This window comes from Polyangiaceae bacterium, assembly GCA_016715885.1.
Lineage (GTDB): Bacteria > Myxococcota_A > Polyangia > Polyangiales > Polyangiaceae > Polyangium.
Genome location: JADJXL010000017.1, coordinates 169,768 through 190,019, shown reverse-complemented (window position 1 = coordinate 190,019; position 20,252 = coordinate 169,768). Strand labels below are relative to the sequence as shown.

Sequence of the window (20,252 nt, the reverse complement as noted above, 5' to 3'; positions counted from 1 at the left end):
GTGCGTTCCGCAAAATCAGTCTTCACGCGCAGCGTCTCGATGGTGTAGGGTGCGCCCCGTGCGACGAACAGGTTTTCCCAAAGCCTTCGGCGAAACGCTTGTTTTTCTAGGCGTTTCTTTCACGTTTTCAGCGGCAGTGGTCGCGGTTTGTCCGCGGATGGCGATGGCGCAAACGGAGCCTTCGGATACGCCCGAGCCTTCGGATGCGTCCAAGCCCCGCGAAGAACCGCCGCAGACCAATGCGGACAAACCATCGACGCCCGAGCCGCCGACGCCGCCCGCTCGCCCGCAGGCCGGAGATGTCGCGCCGAAATCCGCGCCAGCGCCCGTCGAGGCAGCACCCAAAGCCGAAGCAGCACCCAAAGCTGAACCAGCGCCCGAAGAAAATATGCCGGAAACCGGCTTTTTCCTCGGTTCGTACGGTCGCGCGGTTTCGGCCACTGATTTTCGCAGGCGCCCTGGGCGCGACGCGGATATCGTTGCCCGTGGTTCGCGTTTGGATGAAAGCTCGTACGTCGAGCTCGACGTGCAACGTCAGGATTATTGGAAGGCCACGGGCGCCACGACGCGGGCGGTCGTGACGCTTGGTGCATCCGGGCCGCTCTTTCATTACAATGCCGATTTCACCATCCGTATGGCCGTGCGAAACCTGTTTTTGCAAGCCAACAACATCATGACCAAGGGTTTTTCCGCATGGGTCGGGTCGCGCATGTATCGCGGCGATGATTCATATTTGCTCGATTTCTGGCCGCTCGACAACTTGAATACCATGGGCGGCGGCTTGCGTTATGAACTTCCCTCCGGCCGCACCTATTTTGCGTGGCATGCGGGATTGAATCAACCCAATACGGGCCTTTTCAAACAGCTTGCGACGCGTACGCCGGCGCTGAATCAGATCGGAACATCCACGATCAGCGTGCTCGATAGACAGAAATTCATCACGAGCTTCAAGGCGAGCCACATCATTCCGCGCGGAAAAGGCGGTATCAAGACCATTCTTTATGGCGAGGTTCACGACATACCGGCCGGGCAGCGCGAAACCGAGGTGAAAGGCAAATTCGAAAACTTGCCGAACGATATGGGCGGCGTCATCGGTGCGCAAATTGGCGCGTTCACCGGAGTCGATGCATCCCACGTCAATTTGTTCATTCGTTATGCGGGTGGTGCGGCAGCGTATGGCGAATTTGGGACTCCGTTTCAGCTTGCGCCGGATCGCACATCGACGGGCGCTCGCGAGCTCTGGATTACGCTGAGCGGCAATTGGGAAACAGGACCGCTCGGGCTCATGGCGGCGGCCTATTTCCGTAGCTTTCGCAATGCCAGCCCGGCGCTCGACTTCAGCGATGTCGACGAAGGCATCGTCATGGCTCGGCCGCACTTTTTCCTTGCCAATTGGGGCGGCATTGCTGTCGAAGCTTCCTACCAAGCGCAGCAGCGAGGCATAAGATCACAAGCGCAACCCGCCGGAGGAGATGCGATTCCATTGCCGAGCAATCAGCCACACATGGCCGGCGTAACGCGATTCGGAATCATACCTTTCTTGAGTCCGGCAGGCAAAGGCAGCTACAGCCGCCCGCAACTCCGCATGATGTATGTCCTCACGCACCGAGACGACGGCGCCCGGGCGCTTTATCCCAAAGACGACGTGTTCAATCTCCGCACGTGGGAGCATTTTTTCGGTGTCGGAGTCGAGTGGTGGTTCAATGCGCAGACGACGTACGGTGGGTGATATGAAGACGAATCGAAGGACACTCGTGAATCGAATTCATTCGTCGGCCAAGGCCGTCGCCATTGCTCTGACGATCGTGGCGCCCGGATGCATGGAATTCTCCGAACCAGCGGAGATTCAATTGCAAAATCACGTCGAAGATTGGCGCGAAGAAGTCATCTACCAGGTGCTCGTCGACCGATTCGCCGACGGAGATTGGGGAAATAATTTTAGTATTTTCCCGTCGGCACCTGGAAAGTGGCACGGTGGCGACTGGAAAGGGCTCGAAGAAAAACTCGATTACTTGGAAGGGCTCGGCGTCACCACGATTTGGATTTCGCCCATCGTGAAGAACGTCTACACCGACGCCGGGTTCGATGCGTACCACGGTTATTGGGCGCAGGACCTCACGCAGCTCGCGCCGCAATTCGGCGACTTGGAATCGCTACGCAGCTTGGTCGATTCGGCGCACGAGCGCAAAATGAAGATCGTGCTCGACATCGTCACGAACCACTTGGGCCAGCTTTTTTATTACGACATCAACGGCAACGGCCAGGCCGATGATCCGCTGAGCATCTCCCGAGGAAAAGACATTTACAAGGAAAACGAATACGATCCCACCTACGACGTGCGTGGCGTACAAGCATTCACGTCGCTCGGGGAATCGGGCTTGGCGGACATCATCTTCGCGCACGATCCCGCCTCGAATCACATGCCGCCCTATCCAGAGATTTTTCAGAACAAACTTGCATACAATCGCAAGGGACGAACGTACAACTTCGACGACCCCGATCAATTGCGTCGAGGGGACTTTCCCGGCGGCTTGAAAGACGTCAACACCGAGCTTTGTCCCATTCGCGAGGCAATGGTCGATGCATACGCACGGTGGATCGAGCTGACCGACATCGACGGCTTTCGTATCGATACGGTCAAGCATGTCGAGCGCGGGTTCTGGCGCTACTTCGGGTACAAGGTTCGCGAGCGCCTACATGCAAAAGGAAAAACGAATTTCTTCATGTTCGGCGAGGCGTTCGACGGCCGCGACCCGCTCGTGGGATCGTACACGAAAAACGGAAGTGAATTGCCTCTGGATGACGAAGCGGGCGTGCAAGGACTCTGCGCCGATGACCTCAATGGCGACCAGCTCGACAGCGTGTTTTACTTTCCGCAACAGTTCCAGGTCGTTCGCGACGTGTTTCGTTATCGGGGCCCCACGGCGAACATCCAGCGCCTCTATGACGACCGCAAAGTCAATTATGGCAATACCCCCGCGCTTCGCGGCCCGGTCGATGCGGCTGGTACCGGTATTTCGCCGCAGAAAATGCTCGTCAACTTCCTCGATAACCACGACGTCCCGCGCTTCCTCTTCACGGGCGCGGGCAACTATCCGGAAGATCCCATTTTCGCCACGCCGCTGCCCATCGAAACTCGTCGCAGCATGCTCCACAATGCACTCCTTTACCTCATGACCTGGGACGGTATTCCGTGCATCTACTACGGCACCGAGCAGGATTTCGAAGGCGGCAACGACCCTGGCAATCGTGAAGATATGTGGATTCCGCAGAAGTTCGCCCCGTTTTCTCAGAGCGCTCCGACCTACCTACGGATCAAGCAATTGGCGAAAATCCGGCGTGAGCATCCCGCATTGAGCCGCGGTGAGCTGAACATTCTTTGGTCGAGTGATCGCACGAGCGACAGCGACGAAGACGCCAATGTATTTGCATTTGAGCGTACGGAGGTTGCCACGGGCGACTATGCCATCGTCGTCATCAATGCCAATCTAAATGGCAGCAAGTCACCATCGTTCGGCGGTCAAGCGATGCAGGTTGGTGCGGCACCCGGCACGATTCTCGTGGATGCGCTCGGTACGGTCGCCGATCCCCTGACGGTATCCGCGGATGGTCGCGTCGCCATTACGTTGCCGCCATCGAGCGGTGCGATTCTCGTTCCGCAATGAATTCATACCTTACGCGCCCATGCACGGAGGTTTTTGCTCATGGCTTCCGTTACGGTTACGGCTCTTAGAAAAAAATTCGGACAAACCGAAGTGCTCAAAGGCGTTTCGGTGAGCGTACCCGAGGGCGCGTTTGCGGTGCTCGTCGGTCCCAGCGGTTGCGGCAAATCGACGCTTTTGCGCTTGCTTGCGGGGCTGGAAGAGGCCGATGGTGGCACCATTTTGCTCGGCAATCGTGACGTCACGAAGCTCGAGCCGCGCGACCGCAACATCGCGATGGTATTTCAATCGTATGCGCTCTATCCTCACCTCGATGTGCGGGAAAACCTCGCATTCGGATTGAAGCTGCGGAGAACCCCGCAGTCGGAAATCGACAAGCGAGTCAAGGAAGCGTCCGACATGCTTGGCCTGGGCGCGCTGCTCGACCGTTTGCCGAAACAATTGTCCGGCGGTCAAAGACAACGCGTCGCCATGGGCCGCGCGATCGTCCGGCAGGCGGATTTGTTCCTTTTCGACGAACCATTGTCGAATTTGGACGCGGCGCTTCGCGCGCAGGTTCGGGTCGATATTCGCAAATTGCACGACAAACTCGACGCCACGAGCGTTTATGTCACGCACGATCAAGTGGAGGCCATGACGCTGGCCGACGTGATTTTCGTCTTGAACAAGGGCCAAGTCGAGCAATCCGGTGCGCCGCTCGAAATCTTCGACAAGCCCGCCACGAAATTCGTTGCGGGTTTTCTCGGCAGCCCCGCCATGAACTTCATCGATGGGCAAATCGTTCGCGAAGGACAATCCATTACGTTTCAAGCGAGCGGCGGCTTTTCGGTGCCCATCGATTCGACCATTTTTGGTCCGGAGCTCGAATCCGGGAGAAACGTCACGCTCGGTGTACGCCCGCATGAAGTGAATTTGGCGGAATCGGGAAGCGGGGTAGGTCATCTCGCGGTATCGGTCGTCGAAGCGCTCGGGGCTGAAACGTACGCGCACGGCGAGCTTGGCGCGAGCACGTTCGTTGCGCGGCTCGAAGCGACCACGTCCATCAAAAAAGGCGAAGCGATTCCCGTGGCATTCAGATCCATTCACCTTTTCGATGCGGCGACGGGTAAATCGTTGCGGACGAGGTAGCATCATGCAGCGAATTTTTCTTTCGTTTTGCGTGGCGCTTTTGGCCACTTTCCTTGCGCCGCTCACGTTCGCTTCGACAATCCGCTTATGGCATTCCCAACGCGGAGATGAAGAGAAGGCGCTCGAAGAGGTCGTTGCGCAATTCAAAGACGCCCGCGTGGAATTGCTCGCCGTCCCGTCGGATGCGTTCAAGTCCAAGGTCACTTCGGCGGTGCAATTCGGTGAAGGGCCGGATTTTTTCATCGATGCACACAATCGCATTGGCCACTACGTTCGTAGCAACGTGATATCGCCGGTGGGCGACGCGCTCGATACGCCTGCATTCGTAGGACCACCGCTCGATGCGGTGATGGTGGACGACAAAGCCTATGGCGTGCCGCTTTCGCAAAAAAGCGTTGCGCTCTACATCAATACGGACCTCGTGACCGATGTCCCGACCGATTTCGAGGGCATTGCCAATTTGCGTGGCAAGCTGCCGGCCGGTGTGTTTCCGCTTGCTTACGAGGCATCGGGACTTTACATGCATGCGGCCATTCTTCATGCATTCGGCGGCAAGGTCCTGCTTCCTGGTGATCAATTTGGTGTCGTCGGGGCCGAAGCGGAAAAGTCGCTCGAATTCGTGCTTGGTCTTCAATCGCAAAAAGTCATTCCGGAAGAAGCCGATGGCGCGCTCGTCTCGAATTTGTTTCGATCCGGGAAAGCCGCATGCGCCATCAGTGGTCCGTGGCTCGCCACGGATCTCGCGGGGGCCGCGTCGCTTCATTACCGCGTCGTTCCCATTCCGATGATTCGTCAAACGGGCAAGTATCCACAGCCGCTGCTCACCGTCGAATTGGTCATGCTGACGCCTCGAGGTGCCGAGCGCGCCGAAGTGCGAGCGCTCGCGCGGCTGCTCGGGAGCGTCGAGGCGTCGCGTATTCGTGCCGAGCGCGCGAAGACGTTGCCCGCTCGAAACGACGCGCCACTTCCGGCGGGTGACGCATTTCTCGCGGCATTCGCCGAGCAAGCAAAGCGAGCGGTTCCCATGTCGTCGTCGCTTGCCATGGATGTCGTTTGGGAGCCGGCAATCAAAGCCATTCGAAAAGTACTTCGTCGTGATGCGCTTGCGGAAACGGCGCTCTCCGAAGCAAAACGTCGATTCGACGATGTGCGGCGTCCATTGCCTCCGCGGGCTTCCAAAGCGCCGCTGATCGTGCTCGTGAGTTTGTTATGCTTGTTCGGCGCGCTCGCGCTCGTGCGACGCGCACGCGAGGCGGCTTTTCGCAGCGAATTGCGTCGATCGCTGCCGGCTTATGCGTATGTTCTGCATGCCGTCGCCGCCATTGGAATTCTCGTCCTGCTGCCGCTTTTTTTGGGGGCGCTCACGTCGCTTTTTGCTGGACGAATCGAAAACCTTCATTTCGTCGGATTGTCGAATTTCATAGATATCTTGACCGCGCGAGGCGGACCGCTTCTGGGAAGTGGCTCGTTCTACGTGGTGCTCCTCGTGACGGTGCTATGGACCGTGATCAACGTGTTTTTCCACGTCGCGATCGGGGTTGCACTGGCGCTCGTTTTGTCGCGTCCGGTCATGAAATTGAAAGCGGCTTATCGCGTGCTGCTCATCATTCCGTGGGCCGTGCCGAGTTACGTGACGGCGCTCGCGTGGAAGGGAATGTTTCATCGGCAATTCGGCGCGATGACCGGGCTCGTTCATGCATTGAATGATCTTTTTCGGCACGAACCTCGAGCCGATTGCATGGTTTTCCCGTTTCTCCACTGCTTTTGCGGCGAACGTTGCGACGAACGTTTGGCTGGGATTCCCATTCATGATGGTCGTGACGCTCGGAGCGCTCACGGCGGTGCCCGATGACGTGCTCGAAGCAGCGAAGGTCGACGGGGCGACGCGATGGCAAAGGCTACGGCTCGTGACGCTGCCGATGATCAAGCCGAGTCTCATGCCTGCTGTCACGATGGGCGCGGTGTGGACATTCAATATGTTCAACGTCGTGTTTTTGGTATCCGGGGGCGATCCGGATGGAACGACGGAGATATTGGTTTCCGAAGCGTATCGGTGGGCATTTACGCGCGATGCACAATATGGTTATGCCGCCGCGTATGCTGTGTTGATATTCCTATTGCTCTTTGGCACGACGCGGGTCACGGAAGTATGGAAGTCGTGGCGTGAGGGTCGAGAAAAACAGGCATTGGCGAATGCGGGAGGTGCGGCATGAATCGGCGCCCGTCGTTTTTGGAATCGGCTGCGTGTCACGTATTCGTCGTGATCGGCGTCGCATTTGCGCTTTATCCCGTGCTTTGGGTGATTGCGCTGGCATTCTCGGGGACGCAAACGCCCACGGCGCGGGTCGTGCCCATACCGGATGCTCCGACGCTCGCTCATGTCGAAGCCGTCGTGGGAGCCACGCGTAAAGTTGCGGATGGTGACATTTGGCTTTTCGGCAGGCAGCTTGGTAATTCGCTCATCGTATCGCTTGCGACGGCCTGCGTGGGGGTTCTCATTGCAATTCCCACGGCCTATGCGCTGGCCCGTTTTCGGTTTGTCGGGAAAGACGCCGGCGTCCGCACGCTTCTCGCGACGCAAATGTTTCCTGCTGTTGCGAGCGCGATACCGCTTTATCTCATTCTGAATTACCTCGGTCTCCTCAATTCGCGCACGGGGTTGGTCGTATGTTATGCGTCGACTAGCGTACCGTTTTCAATTTTTCAGCTCCGTGCGGCATTCGAGGCGATCCCCGTGGACCTCGAAGAAGCGGCCATGGTGGACGGAGCGACGCGATTTTCAGCATTCGTTCGGGTGGTGCTTCCTGCGGCTCGTCCAGCCATTGCGGTGACGGCGCTCTTCGCGTTCATGGGTGCGTACAACGAATTCATCTTGGCAGCCACGCTGCTCGACAAAGAAGAAATGTTCACGCTACCCGTGATGCTTCAGCGATTCATTGGTGAATACGACGCCCAATGGGAAAAGTTCGCCGCCGGTGCGCTCGTCGTTTCGGTGCCCGTGATGGCTCTATTTTATGTGGCGCAGCGGCATCTCGTGGCGGGTTTGACCGCGGGTGGCGTCAAAGGCTGACCATTACGAACGGGGCTTCGTGCATGTCGCCTCGACGCCGATACCGACGACACCTTCACCGATGAAACGAATCGTCGGCACGTAGTTGCATTTGCGTTCGGTCGTTTCGCTCGTCATCGTCGCGCTGCGCGAAATCAATGCTTCCACTTGTTCGCGCGTCAAGGGCTCGGTATTCGACACGTGTTCATCGACGTGCAAGGTGCTCATTTGCGGGCATGACAGATTTGCTGAAATATCGAGATTGGGCGTGACTTTTTTGCCGGCGTCGCGACCGAACAAGACGGGCGTCAACGTACCGGAAATATGCGCATCGTAATGGCAGCCGTCGTCGAGCGTGAAATCGAAAGATTCATCGAAGGATAGAAACGATGAAACCGTTGGGTTCCAGGGGAGGGGCTGCGCAAGAACGGCGAGGCTGAAGTGAGCGATAAACCGTTTCACCGTTCTCTCCTCGCCGCGCGCGCGCTGTGTCGGCATGACACATGCGAACACCGTCAATCACGTCGTAGCGAGAAGAGTGCCAATGATGGGGACGGTAAACCGCCCTCACATATCAAGTTTTTCGGGTACGCTTGCGCCCGAGCACGAGCATGGAGAAGCCGATGACCGCACAAGCGGCGGCAGCTCCTCGGCCGGAGGTCGAAGCGCCGATGTCACATCTGCAGCTTGGTGCCAGATCGGCACGAGCGGATTCGGGAAATGAGCCCATGGCGAGAAAGGTCACGAGGACGAGAGCAGCGGTACGCATGGAAGCATTGGAGACGACTGTATCTTCCGAGTCAAGACGAGAATCGAGCGAGGATTGTGCTGTCACGGATGATTGGATACCGCCGGGGTTGGTGGAACGTCGTTTGGTGCCGTACTGAAGAGCTTTAGAACGAGCAGCACGATTGCCAATGCAATGGCACCGGCCAGGAGCAGAATCAATTTCGTTCGTTTTGCCGCCGCAGGGGCAGTCGACGGAAACGCGTGCCACGGGGTCATCGTGGTGTCCGGCACTCGCGACGGCAAACGCTCGCGCACGGGTGGCGATGATGCCGTGAGAATGTCGCTCACGGTTGGAACACAAATCGTTCCGTGCACATCCGGAGCTCGTGGGACGACGGTTTGATCGGCGGAAGTGTTTGCGATACTGGGCAGCGGGCGCCGGGGCTCGGCTTCGTGCAGTGAAGAATCACGTTTGGCTGCTGCTTTGGTCACGATACGCGGCGTTGCATCGTCACCTGCTTCATCGAATGAGCTTGGCAGAATTGGCTGCGAAGGCGCCGGTGGGCGCGCAATGGTCCTGGGCGGCAAATAAGCGTGCAAGGCGGCCTGAAGCGATCTTGCATCGATGGGTTGCGTCCGGAATTGCAGCCCGCGATGTTCCTGTATGTTCCCCGATGCAGCATGACCCGCGCGAGCCGGCGCAATTTGTCGTGCGAGCGGTATCGTGCTGCCCAAATCCGGAAGTTTTGGCCGGCGCCCCAAGGGAAGGGTCGTCGCGGTATCGGCGTCGTCAATGGTTTTGGTTTCTCCGGGTACCGTGAACGGTGCGAGCGCTGCCATCAATTCACGAGCGCTGGCGTAACGATTGGCAATATTTTTATCGAGACAGCGGAGAATGATGCGTTCGAGCTCTACAGGCATGTCCGGGCGAAACAGCGCCGGCGACGGTACCGGTGTGGCATCGAGCAATGCTTGATATACGTCGAAGACCGTTTTTCTGGTAAAAGGGGCTCGGCCGGTGAGCAGCTTGTAAAGAACGGCTCCAAGCGACCAGATGTCACTTTGTGGAACGACATTTTTCGACGAGCGCGCTTGTTCAGGGGACATGTAACAAGCCGAGCCGAAAATGTCGCACGGCTGCGTCAAATCGATTTTGGACGAATCATCGGTAAGCGTGTGCTTGGATATGCCGAAATCGAGCACCTTGATGCACGGCGAGCCATCTTTGCGGTGCGTCAGGAAGAGGTTTTGCGGTTTGAGGTCGCGATGAATGATGCCGATGTCGTGGGCATCGACGAGCGCGCTACATGCTTGGACCACATACGAACATGCTTCGTGAAACGGAAAAACGCCGCGCTCTTTGAGGATCTTGTCGAGGTCCTGACCTTCGAGCAATTCCATCACCATGTACGGCAGCCCGTTTGGCAGGGTATCGACGTCGGTGACGCGAGCGACGTGCTCGTTGCTCTTCAGCTTGACGGCAGCTTTGGCTTCCCGGCGGAATCGTTCGACGGGCTCGACACGACCAAGGTCGTCGGCGAGCATGACCTTGATCGCGTAAGGCTCGTCGAGTTTGATGTGACGAACGGCCACGACGACGCCCATTCCACCTTTGCCGACGATACGCTCGACGCGGTATTTGTCGGCGATGATGGAGCCAAGGGGGACTATGCTGGAAGCGTCCGGGTTCGTCATGCAAAGACACTCTCGTGTCGTCTTGTACGACAAACGGCATCCGTGGGCAAACAAAAGATGGAAGAGACGAACCCCGCGGAAAAACCGCGCGTTTCACGTAGGATCCGCCGTCAAACGGTATCGCGTCGAGACAAACCCCAGTGGATCCACCAGCACAGGGCGCCGTGTCAATCCCACAAATGCGTGGCCTTTACGAGGGCTCCTGCCATACATAGCGACGGTTGGTGGTCAAAAGATCAAGACAGGCTTCTTCACCGTCAGCGGAGGCGCGCCGGCATTCCAACCAATGAGGCGATTGTCGGGGTCGAGCACGACGCTCGTGACGGGTTCCCCGAGCGCGACCTTTGCCGTCGCTACGGCGTTCGATGGCGAAAGACCAAAGTCCACGCTGACGCGCGCCGATTGCGTTGCCCCCTTGACTTCGACTTCGACCACACACCCAAAAAGTCTTCCCGATGCATTTTGCTGCGTTACGGTCACCGTGACTTCGCCCCCTGCTTCGTCCGCCGCCACGGCAAACGTGGGCCACTCGGGTTTGCCCTCGCCAAACACCCATGCATCGAAATACGCATCCAAATTCTTGTTCGACGCTGCAGCGAGCGCATCCTTCAATTCATTGACAGTTCGTCCACCCGGGGTCGACAAGAAATCCTTTATGCCTTGAAGCACGGCTGCCCTTCCAATGAGCGGTTCGAGCTGAAGGTACAAAACCATCGGCCCCGGCCCATAGACGTCGCCGTAGAACATCTGCACCGGCGGGGCAGGATCATCGGTCGGACGGGGCCAATACGTCGATTGTTGCCATATGCTGTCCCAATACTTGCGCGTCGCCGTCGCTTCTCCCGCAGGGCGCGCATCTTCCTCGAATACGTACGACAAATATTCCGCGGTCGCTTCTTTCCACACGAAATCGCTCGCCGAAGCCAGCGTCGTGCGATCTCCCGCCCATTGATGAATGATCTCGTGCATGAGCACGTGCATGGACGTATTCGGTAGCGGGTCGTGCAGCGTATCGATCACATCGAGCAAAATGATGTTGGCGGGATGCTCGAATCCGAGCCACGCCGTGGGCGCTCCAGCAATGCGCACTTCGTTGCCATAAGGATACGGTCCGAGCAGCGACGTGATCCAATCCATGAATGCTCCGACGCTCGTCTTGTCGAGCGATGAAGCAATTTTGCCTCCGGGTACCTCGTAAAACACGAAATCGACGCCGGCAAACGTGCCGAATGGCGCCCGCACCCAAGACGAATCCGATGCCACGGCAAATGCCGAATACGTGGGCGCGTTCTCCACATCGCACGTGGTGAGCGTCGAACCTGCCGAAAGCTTTCCTGGGCAAAGGGCAACCGTATTTTCAGGATGCGTGACCTCGAAATGAAACGCCGCCATGCGCGATGGATCGTCGTCGCACGGGCCAAATCTGTCGCAACCGCCCACCCAACTCAAAAGATACGTGAACGTGCCCCCCGCCATGTTCTTTCGCCGGGAAAAACCCACGTCCAAACCGAACCAAAGATCGAGTGATACGTCGACGTGAGAACCAAGCGTCAGGGTTGGTCCTTCTGTAACCCCCTTGCCGCACGCGCGAAGCTTGCCGCTCGATACGGCGGCGCTCGCAGACGCTTCGTCGTTCCACTTCACGTCGAAGACATTGTCGAGCTCGCACGAAACGTCCCAGCAGTCGCCTCCAGGCGCAGCAACGTCGACGTCGAGACGCGACGTCGCGCGTGCCGTCGTCACGTCGAAGGCGTAGTCGTACTTCGTTACTTGCGCCGAGATGTCTCCCGTGGGTGCTTCGCCGCCCGTGCCGCCGCTTCCCGCCGTGCTCGATGTCGACGACGCGGGTTTGTCATCGCCACATGCAAGCGAAAGAAGACAGCTCGACAGGACGATGGCGGAGAGACACTTGGAGGCAAGCGAGCGCATGGAAACATCGTACAAGAAAGCGTTCGATGCAGAAGATGCGTCATGCCTGTCGAAAGGAACTTCCGCTCCTCTGGTCACTTGACGTAGCCTTCCGGCGATGCCCTACAAGAGCCTTTCTGCTCCTCGTCGTGTCGAGTCGCTCGATGCCGAAGTGTGCGGCGCCGCGGCGTTCGATGGTGCTGGCCTCGTGGCCATGGTTTCGAGCTCGCCGGCTCGATGCGGTTTCGTGCCGGTTGCGAGTGGGACGAACAAAGTCATCAACTTGTCGCTCGAACGAGGCGACGAAGTGGTGTTCTTGTCGCGCGATGTAGCGCTCGTTCGTAGCGACAGCGATCTGTGGGCAGTGATCGACATTCATCATCGCGCGAAGTTCGAACGCGTAGCGACGAACGTGCGTGCTCTATTCGGTCGCTCGACGGGCGAGCGCGCGTTCGCTCTGACGTGGGAAGGTCAAGCGTACGAAGCGACGATGTCCGGTTACGAAGTTGCGGCGCGTCCGTTCGCCCTTCGTGGCGACGTGAAGCTCGCCGATCTCGGGCCCGCGGACACGTTTGTCGTGGTCGAAGTCGGCGGAGGACTCGAGCTGCGCATGCATCCTGGAGCGACGCCGGAGCCTGGAGCGAATGGCCGCGCGCAACTGCCGTCGGAGGCAAATAAGTTCGACCGTTTCAAGGGTGGAATGGCGCTCAGCGTGCTGTACAAGCGCGGTTCGAGCGAGGCGTGTTTGGTGTCGCAAATTGGCGGACGTCTGCAAGCGAAGATGATCGACTTGGGCGCTCCAATCGCTTGTGCAGCAACGAGTGAAACGAGCTTGGTGGTCGCGTTCGAAGATGGCCGAGCGTCGCTCTTCACGGGCGACTCGATCAAGAATGCGGGCGACGGATCACTCACGGCGACGCACTCGCTTTCGCTGGGTGCTCGTGGCGAACCGACGACGATGCTCATCACGTCGAAGGGTTCAGCGGCCGTGTGGGTCGGAACGTCGAGCGGTGAGATCATCCGCGTGTCGCTTCCGCGGAAATAAGCAATCGTTCGGGGCATCCTCGTACAGCCGAGATCGGTCGAGCGCACTTTGTCGTCGCTTGCGCATTCTCCAGAAGGGCGGCACATTACGAACCCGACGGGGACGACGCATTGCGCCTTCCCGTGAGGCCATCGACCGCGACGCGTTTCTTCGCGTTGCAGGTGCGGCCGTAAAACGGGGTTGTTGCTGATTGGACGGACAATCTGCGGGGCCATCTTTATCCGTGGATTGACGAATGCAATCGGCGTTCGGGGCGCTGCGGGGGCGATCGAGCGTCCGCGTCGCAAATGAGCGTCTTTCTTTCCTCATTCATCGGAAGGCACCATGTCGAAGCAGGAGGCATTCAAAGGGGTCTCGGTGGGCGAAATTCTCGCCGGGAAATACCGCGTGGAGAGGATCCTCGGAATGGGGGGCATGGGTGTCGTGGTCGCCGCGACGCACTTGGATTTGCGTGAAATGCGGGCGATCAAATTGATCCGTCCGGATGCGGAATGCGACCAATCCGTCGAGCGCTTTTTGCGTGAAGCTCGGGCGGTCGTGCGACTTCGAAGCGAACACGTGGCCGAGGTTTACGATGTGGGACGGCTCGAATCGGGAGCACCGTATATCGTGATGGAGCTGCTCGAGGGGCAAGATTTGTCGGCGATACTGAAAGCGCGCGGGCCGCTTCCCATCGAGGAGGCCGTGCTGTACGTGACGCAGGCTTGTCATGCGCTTGCCGAGGCGCATGCGGCGGGAATCGTGCATCGCGATTTGAAGCCGGGCAATTTGTTCGTCACGCGGCGCTCCGATGGCTCGCCGTGCATCAAAGTGCTCGATTTTGGAATTTCGAAAGACACGAATCCCGAGCGGCCCGATCCGGAAATGACCGGAGCCAAAGATCTCATTGGATCGCCCTTGTACATGTCCCCGGAGCAAATGCGATCGGCACGGAAAGTGGATCCGCGAGCCGACGTATGGGCGCTCGGAGCCATCCTTTATAAATTGCTCACGGGCAGAGCGCCATTTCATGCGCCGACGGTGCCCGAAATTTTTGCCCTCACGCTGGGAAAGCAGGTGAAACCTCCTTCGGCTCTGCGCCCGCAGATTTCGGGTGAGCTCGATGCGATCATATTGTGTTGCTTGGACAAACACTTGAAGAATCGGTACCGGACGGCTGCCGAGCTCGGAATTGCCTTGATGCACCACGGGCCGTGGCAATTGCCGGCGGGCGAATCCGCGAGCGCGCTGTTTCGCCCTTCGAATCGCCGTACGACCATTCCCCCGGAACCCGTGACGGTGAAGCCGTCTCCTGCAACGACCGATATGGCAGAGCATGTCATCGTGCCGCCGCCGCCCATGTTGCCAGCCGAGTTCGTCGTGCCACCGCCGCCCGATGCGCCGAACGAGAGCGTCGAAATGGGCGAGCCCATGACGGGTTTGGCGCGGAGCAACAAAATCAACAAGTCGGGGCGAATTTCGACGTGGGGTGGATCGCCTTCGCGATCATCGATACGTCCGGGATGGGTTGCATTCGCATTCATGTTGTCCATTTCGTCGGCGCTCATCGGCGCGACCATCGTCGCCATCATCGCGCGGACGCCCACCATACCCGTGGCTACCGCATCGCAAGACATCCCGAATGGTACGAGGGAAATTCGGCTGCCTCACGCAATCGTTTTGCCGCCGCCGCCATTGCCGGTCGTCGCGCCGAGCGCCAGCGTGCCGGGCGTCATTGCGAGCGCCACGACGAATGCGCTCCCCGCGTCTTCGACGTCCGCTCGACCCGTGGAAAAGGTGCCAGCGCCGAAGCCTCGCCATAAGGCGCCGGCGCCACGGCAATCAGCGCGGCCCCCGAGCGCCGCTGAAACGAAGGCACCCATGGATGTCCCTGCCAAACCGGAGAGCTCGAGCCGCCCACCGGGCGATCATTTCGTGGGCAGGGATTGACGGAATCGATGCGGAGGCACGATTTGGACGCTCGGCCGCGATTTTTCCCTCGTAGCAGACCGATCGCTGTTCTATGCTTCGTCCTTCGGATTGGGAGAAACTCGTCATGCGAAACCTCACGCTCGCCGACCTTCGACAAGGCCTTGCCGACATGCTCGACAACCGATCGAAAGCTCTCGATGCGACGCAAACGGGCAAGTTGTACGGGCCTATTCTGACGGCAAAACGCAAGGCCATCGAACATGCAATGAACGTGGCGCTCGAAACGAAAGCGGGTGACTTGAGCGAAACGGATGCCCAGCATGATGGCCTGGGCGGGGCGATTTGGTACTTCACGGAAGCCGTACTTTGTCAACCGTTTGTCTCGGTAGAACGACGCGACGCAGCTCGGCGCATCCGAGAAGCATTCATTCCGGACATCTCGCTGCTCAGCGACAGTTATGCCGACGAAGCTGCGGCGGCAAAGGCGAACCGGCCCAAACTCGTGGCGCTCGAACCCGAGCTGCGCATGCTGCCTACGCCAGATGGGCAGACGCTTTATGAATGGGCTGCGGCATTCGTGGACAAAGGGGACGAGCTTGCGCGAAAACTCGCAGCGCGAACGCAAGGATCGGCGCTCGATGCATTTCGTCAACAAACGGCGTTGCGCGTGACGACGATTGGACTCGTAGGGCGCTTTCGCGCAGCGCTTCGCGACGAGATCAAAGACAATCCAGCGCTGCCCGCGTCGATCGAAGAAGACATCTTCGCCGGCTTCGATGCGATCGCGGGGCGGTGAAGCGCGAACCTACTTCTTCAAAGGGCTGACGAGTTTGGCGTAGTCGAGTGCCTGCTTCGCCATTTCGGGCTGCTTCAGCTTTTCGTAACCTTTTGCCATCGCATCGTAGATTTCGGCTTTCTCCGCCGGTTCGGTGCTGGCCAAAAGGGCGCTGTTCAATTCGAATATCGCCGATACTTGCTTGCCCGTCCGCGCCAGCGCCTTGGCATAGAGCCGGTGCACTTTCGGATTCATGACGTCGACATAGATCGCGCTTTCGCCGACCTTGACGGCTTCGTCCCATTTCCCGCGCGAGACGAGCAGTTCCAAAAGACGAACCCATACGCGCCGGTCGTGTTGATCCACGAGTGACAGCCGCTGCAAAGCGTCGAGCTGCGCAGACGTGTCGCCGAGTTTTTTGGCGAAATCATACAGACCTTGCAGAGGTTCGGCCTGAGATGGATCGAAACGGTGAGCAGCTTCGAGGTGTTCGCGAGCGCGCACCTTGTCGTTTCTGAGTTCGGCAAGGTCTGCGGCCTTGATGCGTAGCGCGTAACCATCGTGCCCGTAGGAAATCATTTTATCGGCGATTTTGGCGGCATCGTCGAATTTCTTCCGATCCATGGCAATGCGCAACCGAATGTAGTTGGCGTCGGCGTGTTTGGGATCGAGCAGCAGGGCTTCATCGAGTATCGCGAGCGCCTCGGCGTTGTCGCCGATCGCGAAGAGCGAGAGCGCAAGCTCGACGAGCTTTTTGGGGTTTTTCGGGTCCGTACGCAGCGCCTTTCGTGCTTCCGGAAGGGGCGGCGCATGCAAATCGGGCACGTATTGTTTTTCGTAGCGTGTAAGGCGTTTTTTTAGCCAAACACGAAACTGCTTGTCGACTTCTTCATGCGAAATGCCCAAGGCGCCCTGGACGACATCCGAAGTGCGCAAGCCGCGTCCCCAGCGCGGAAGCATGTCCACGACTTTGGCAAACCCGTACGTCTCCGCCATGAAGACGACGAGCTGGCTGGCGGCATAATAGGCCATCGTCACATCGGAAACGGAGTCGACATGCGTGAACGCTCGATTGAAGCCTTCGAGCGGAGGGACGCGGCCACCTTTGAGCGCCGCGAAAAGTGCCGGCTCTTCTTCGCGACGCCATTCGGGGCGGGCGACGATCGTCTCGTATTCGGAGAGTCCTTCGGTGAACCAACGAGGGACATGATTTTTGGATTGTTGAATGGCAAAGACGTGTCCAAGCTCGTGCCAGAGAACGTTGCCCCAATTGAAGGGCCCGGCGCTGGGCGATAGCGCAGCCAGCGATTGACCAAAACACACGCCTTGAATGCCCACGTTGGGCAAGCCGCTCGTACGAATGCTGAAATGTTCCGAATCGGCGTAAAGCTCGATGGAAACGGGCATCTTGGGCGTGAACCCATACCGCTTGACCATCGAATCCCAGGCTTGATCGAGCATGCGGGGAACGTACCGCTCGAGGACTCGTTTTTCCGTTTTGTGATAACGAATCCGAAACCGCGTACCGTCCGTCGTCACGTAATCACGAGGAATGGTTTTTTCGAATAGTTCCAACGTATTGAACGCGCGGACGTTGAATGGGTCTTTCTTCCACGATTTCCGAAGCGCTTCGATACCACCCGCATCGTCACCCAGGCGAATCTTGTTCATGCCGAGCGTCGAAAACGCTTTCATGTCTTGACCATCGATCGTCGTGGCTTCTTCCATCATTCGCACGATGTCGTCATATCGATGTTCCCATTCGGCATATTCGGAGACGATTTGGAAAAACGTCGAATATTGAGGATTGAGGCCGAGCACTTGCTTTTTTGCGGCCTCGTAGCCGGGCAAATCGTCCGCGAGGTACCGCGTTGCAGCTTTCATCGAAAGTATTTCGAGATCCGTCGGATCGATGGCGAGTCCTTTTGCAATGGCAGCGTCGGCGGCGGCAATGTCCATCGTGCGCAGCGCAAGACCCGCTCGAACGGCATACGCCGAAACGAGGTTGGGATTGATTTCGAGCGCCTCCTTGATCTCGCTTTCGGCGGCCGAAAAGTCCATCGCGTTTTCGAGCTTGAGGTGAGCCATCGCGACGTGGACGTGCGGATTCTTCGGCGCAAGCTTGAGCGCTTCTTTGATGGCTTCGCCCGCGTCGCGAAGGTTGTATTTGTCGAGCAAGAGCTCGGCGTACCAAAGCAGCGCCTCGACGCGCTTGTTCGCCCCCGCCGCTTCGGCTTCCTTGAACGCCTCGTTCGCATCGCGCGGCACGCGCAGGAGATACGCCGCACGCGCTACGATCGACAAACCCTCGGCGTCGCCATCGGTGATCGTGTCGTCGTTGTACGCATCGGCGATCTTGTGCAGCGGGATCGACGCCTCGCCTCGTTTGCCGCTGCGAATGAGCAGCTCGCCGAGCACGAGCCGCGCTCGATGCGATCCGTCTTCGTCTGCAACGTCCTTCACGGCGTCGATCGCTTCTTTCAGCTTGCCCTGCGCGGCGAGAGCTTCAGCGACGACGGGCGCGGCCTTCAGCTTGGCGCTCTTGCCGAGCGTCAGCGCGCGTGATGCCGTTTTCGCGGCGTCCGCGTAACGTCCCGTGAGCAGTTGCAGGCGCGCTTTGGCCACGAGCGCATCGGCCAGCTCGGCGCCCGAAGTGACGGCATCGAGCTCCTTTTCCGCAGCAGCGTAGTCGCCCTTTTGCTCGAGGAGCGCGGCGCGACCGACCGCGTTGGCATCCGCGTCTGCATGCGGTGCTTGCGTGAGGATGGACAGGACAAACAGCGAAGCGGAAAGCAGTTTGAGCGTGCGCATGACGGTAACTCGACGAGCATTACCGGCATCCGGTCAGAACGCCAGTGCGTTGGTTCGAGACGGCGTTACGCGCGTCAGCGAGCGACATTCGTGGTGATCTTGTCAGGTAGGACGCTCGCGTTCGGCCAGGAGAGCACGTAGCCGCGCAAGTTCCGCTTCGGCGTCGAGCTCTTGGGGGCAGTTCGTCGACGTGCGGATTCAAGACGCTCAGTTCCTTGGTGCACAAAGCATCACGGCGGTCGGAGGTACCATGTCGATCGAGCGAGCTGTGGCGACGCCGTCGAGACCAGGTACCGCTCTGCGTCGACGACGTTCGTCCGAGTGTGCACGTGATCATTCGGCGCGGTGCGATGCACGCGCCTCGCCGAACGTGCTAGCTTCCGCGCCGCAACGGTACGCATCGAGCAGGAGTTGGCTGGTGGCGGCGAGGGTTTTGGAGTGCAAACGCGACGATGGAAAGAAGACCGTGCGTCGCGTGGACGAGCTCGTGGACAAAGGGCTCGTGGATCGCGCAGAGCTCGAAGTTCTGGAGCGCGTCGCAGATCGCTTCGACGTCGCGATCACCTCGGACCTCGTGGAGCTCATGTCGCACGCGGACGCGCACGACCCGATCGCGCGGCAGTTTGTCCCAACCAAACGCGAGCTGACGATTTTGCCTGAAGAGCGCGTCGATCCGATCGGCGACGACCCGCACACGCCGGTCAAAGGCATCACGCACAGGTACCCCGATCGGTTGCTGCTCAAACCAGTTCACGTCTGCCCCGCCTATTGTCGATTCTGCTTTCGTCGCGAAAAGGTAGGACCGGGAAGCGAATCGCTTTCGCGCGAAGAGCTCGGCCGAGCCATCGACTACATCCGCGGTCGTCGTGAAGTATGGGAAGTGATCCTGAGCGGCGGGGATCCTTTGATTTTGCCCCCGAAGAAGATCGCCGAAATCGTCGACATGCTGTCGTCGATCGAGCACGTACGCGTATTGCGCGTCCACACGCGCGTGCCCGTGATCGATTCATCGCGGATCGATGCGGCGATGATTCGAGCCTTACGCAGTTCGCGACTCACGACCTACGTCGTTTTGCACACGAACCACGTCCAGGAGCTCGGACCGGAAGCTCGAAGCGCGTGCGCGCGAATCGTGGATGCGGGGATTCCGATGCTGGCGCAGACCGTGCTGCTTCGCGGCGTGAACGACGATGCGGAGACGCTCGCCGCGCTTTTCCGCGAGCTTGTGGTGTTGCGCGTAAAACCATATTACTTGCACCACGGCGATTTGGCCGTGGGCACGGGGCATTTTCGGACGTCCATAACAGAAGGACAAACCATTGTACGCGAATTGCGTCGAAGTTTGTCCGGGATAGCGCAACCGACGTACGTGCTCGACATTCCGGGTGGGTTTGGCAAGGTACCGGCGGGGCCGAGTTACGTGGGGCCCGAGGGGGAAGGGGGCGTGCGCGAAGTCGAAGATCCGTGGGGAGGCCGGCACGTGTATCCGCCGACAAGGGAAGAGTGACCGGGGCGTGTTCGAGGTGCCTCGACGCCGCG

The 20,252-nt window shown here is 59.0% G+C and carries 12 protein-coding genes and 1 pseudogene; 9 read left to right on the top strand and 4 right to left on the bottom strand.

Annotation, left to right across the window (positions count from 1 at the left end; all coding sequences use genetic code 11):
• Window positions 1–58: 58 nt before the first annotated feature.
• The 5 genes and pseudogenes from IPM54_20500 (at window position 59) to IPM54_20480 (ending at window position 7,860) form a co-directional block, all read left to right on the top strand.
• Window positions 59–1,729, top strand: a complete 1,671-nt coding sequence (locus IPM54_20500) for a carbohydrate porin (protein MBK9262170.1) — start codon at window positions 59–61, stop codon at window positions 1,727–1,729.
• 1 nt (window position 1,730) lies between these two features.
• On the top strand, window positions 1,731–3,665 hold the full coding sequence (locus IPM54_20495) for an alpha-amylase (protein ID MBK9262169.1): 1,935 nt from the start codon (window positions 1,731–1,733) through the stop codon (window positions 3,663–3,665).
• A 39-nt stretch (window positions 3,666–3,704) separates the two neighbouring features.
• Window positions 3,705–4,790, top strand: coding sequence for a sn-glycerol-3-phosphate ABC transporter ATP-binding protein UgpC (gene ugpC, locus IPM54_20490; protein ID MBK9262168.1), 1,086 nt, complete (start codon window positions 3,705–3,707; stop codon window positions 4,788–4,790).
• Window positions 4,791–4,794: 4 nt separating this feature from the next.
• Window positions 4,795–7,003, top strand: a pseudogene (locus IPM54_20485) (extracellular solute-binding protein).
• Window positions 7,000–7,860 (top strand): sugar ABC transporter permease, encoded by an 861-nt coding sequence (locus IPM54_20480; protein MBK9262167.1) that lies wholly within the window; start codon window positions 7,000–7,002, stop codon window positions 7,858–7,860. Before IPM54_20485 ends, IPM54_20480 begins: the two are co-directional and overlap by 4 nt.
• 3 nt (window positions 7,861–7,863) lie before the next feature.
• Here IPM54_20480 and IPM54_20475 read toward each other — a convergent pair whose 3' ends face one another.
• The 3 genes from IPM54_20475 to IPM54_20465 form a co-directional block, all read right to left on the bottom strand.
• Window positions 7,864–8,301: a hypothetical protein gene (locus IPM54_20475; protein MBK9262166.1), complete on the bottom strand. Its 438-nt coding sequence runs from the start codon at window positions 8,299–8,301 to the stop codon at window positions 7,864–7,866.
• A gap of 369 nt (window positions 8,302–8,670) precedes the next feature.
• Window positions 8,671–10,263 (bottom strand): serine/threonine protein kinase, encoded by a 1,593-nt coding sequence (locus IPM54_20470; protein MBK9262165.1) that lies wholly within the window; start codon window positions 10,261–10,263, stop codon window positions 8,671–8,673.
• Between the two features lie 228 nt (window positions 10,264–10,491).
• Window positions 10,492–12,192 (bottom strand): hypothetical protein, encoded by a 1,701-nt coding sequence (locus IPM54_20465; protein ID MBK9262164.1) that lies wholly within the window; start codon window positions 12,190–12,192, stop codon window positions 10,492–10,494.
• A 97-nt stretch (window positions 12,193–12,289) separates the two neighbouring features.
• On the opposite strand from IPM54_20465, the gene IPM54_20460 reads away from it, so the two are divergent.
• The 3 genes from IPM54_20460 to IPM54_20450 all read left to right on the top strand — a co-directional run bounded on the left by IPM54_20460 (window position 12,290) and on the right by IPM54_20450 (window position 15,923).
• Complete coding sequence (locus IPM54_20460; GenBank protein ID MBK9262163.1) at window positions 12,290–13,216, top strand: hypothetical protein; 927 nt, start codon at window positions 12,290–12,292, stop codon at window positions 13,214–13,216.
• Window positions 13,217–13,540: 324 nt separating this feature from the next.
• Entirely contained in the window at window positions 13,541–15,145 is a 1,605-nt protein-coding gene (locus IPM54_20455; GenBank protein MBK9262162.1) for a protein kinase, read from the top strand.
• 106 nt (window positions 15,146–15,251) lie between these two features.
• Window positions 15,252–15,923 carry a hypothetical protein gene (locus IPM54_20450; protein ID MBK9262161.1) on the top strand — a complete coding sequence of 224 codons (672 nt, stop codon included), beginning with the start codon at window positions 15,252–15,254 and terminating at the stop codon, window positions 15,921–15,923.
• A gap of 9 nt (window positions 15,924–15,932) precedes the next feature.
• On the opposite strand, the gene IPM54_20445 is transcribed toward IPM54_20450, so the two are convergent.
• A complete protein-coding gene (locus tag IPM54_20445) occupies window positions 15,933–18,713 on the bottom strand; it encodes a tetratricopeptide repeat protein (GenBank protein MBK9262160.1) in 2,781 nt (926 codons plus the stop codon).
• A gap of 250 nt (window positions 18,714–18,963) precedes the next feature.
• Between IPM54_20445 and IPM54_20440 the strand changes: the two genes are divergently transcribed.
• Window positions 18,964–20,220 carry a lysine-2,3-aminomutase-like protein gene (locus tag IPM54_20440; protein MBK9262159.1) on the top strand — a complete coding sequence of 419 codons (1,257 nt, stop codon included), beginning with the start codon at window positions 18,964–18,966 and terminating at the stop codon, window positions 20,218–20,220.
• Window positions 20,221–20,252 lie beyond the last annotated feature (32 nt).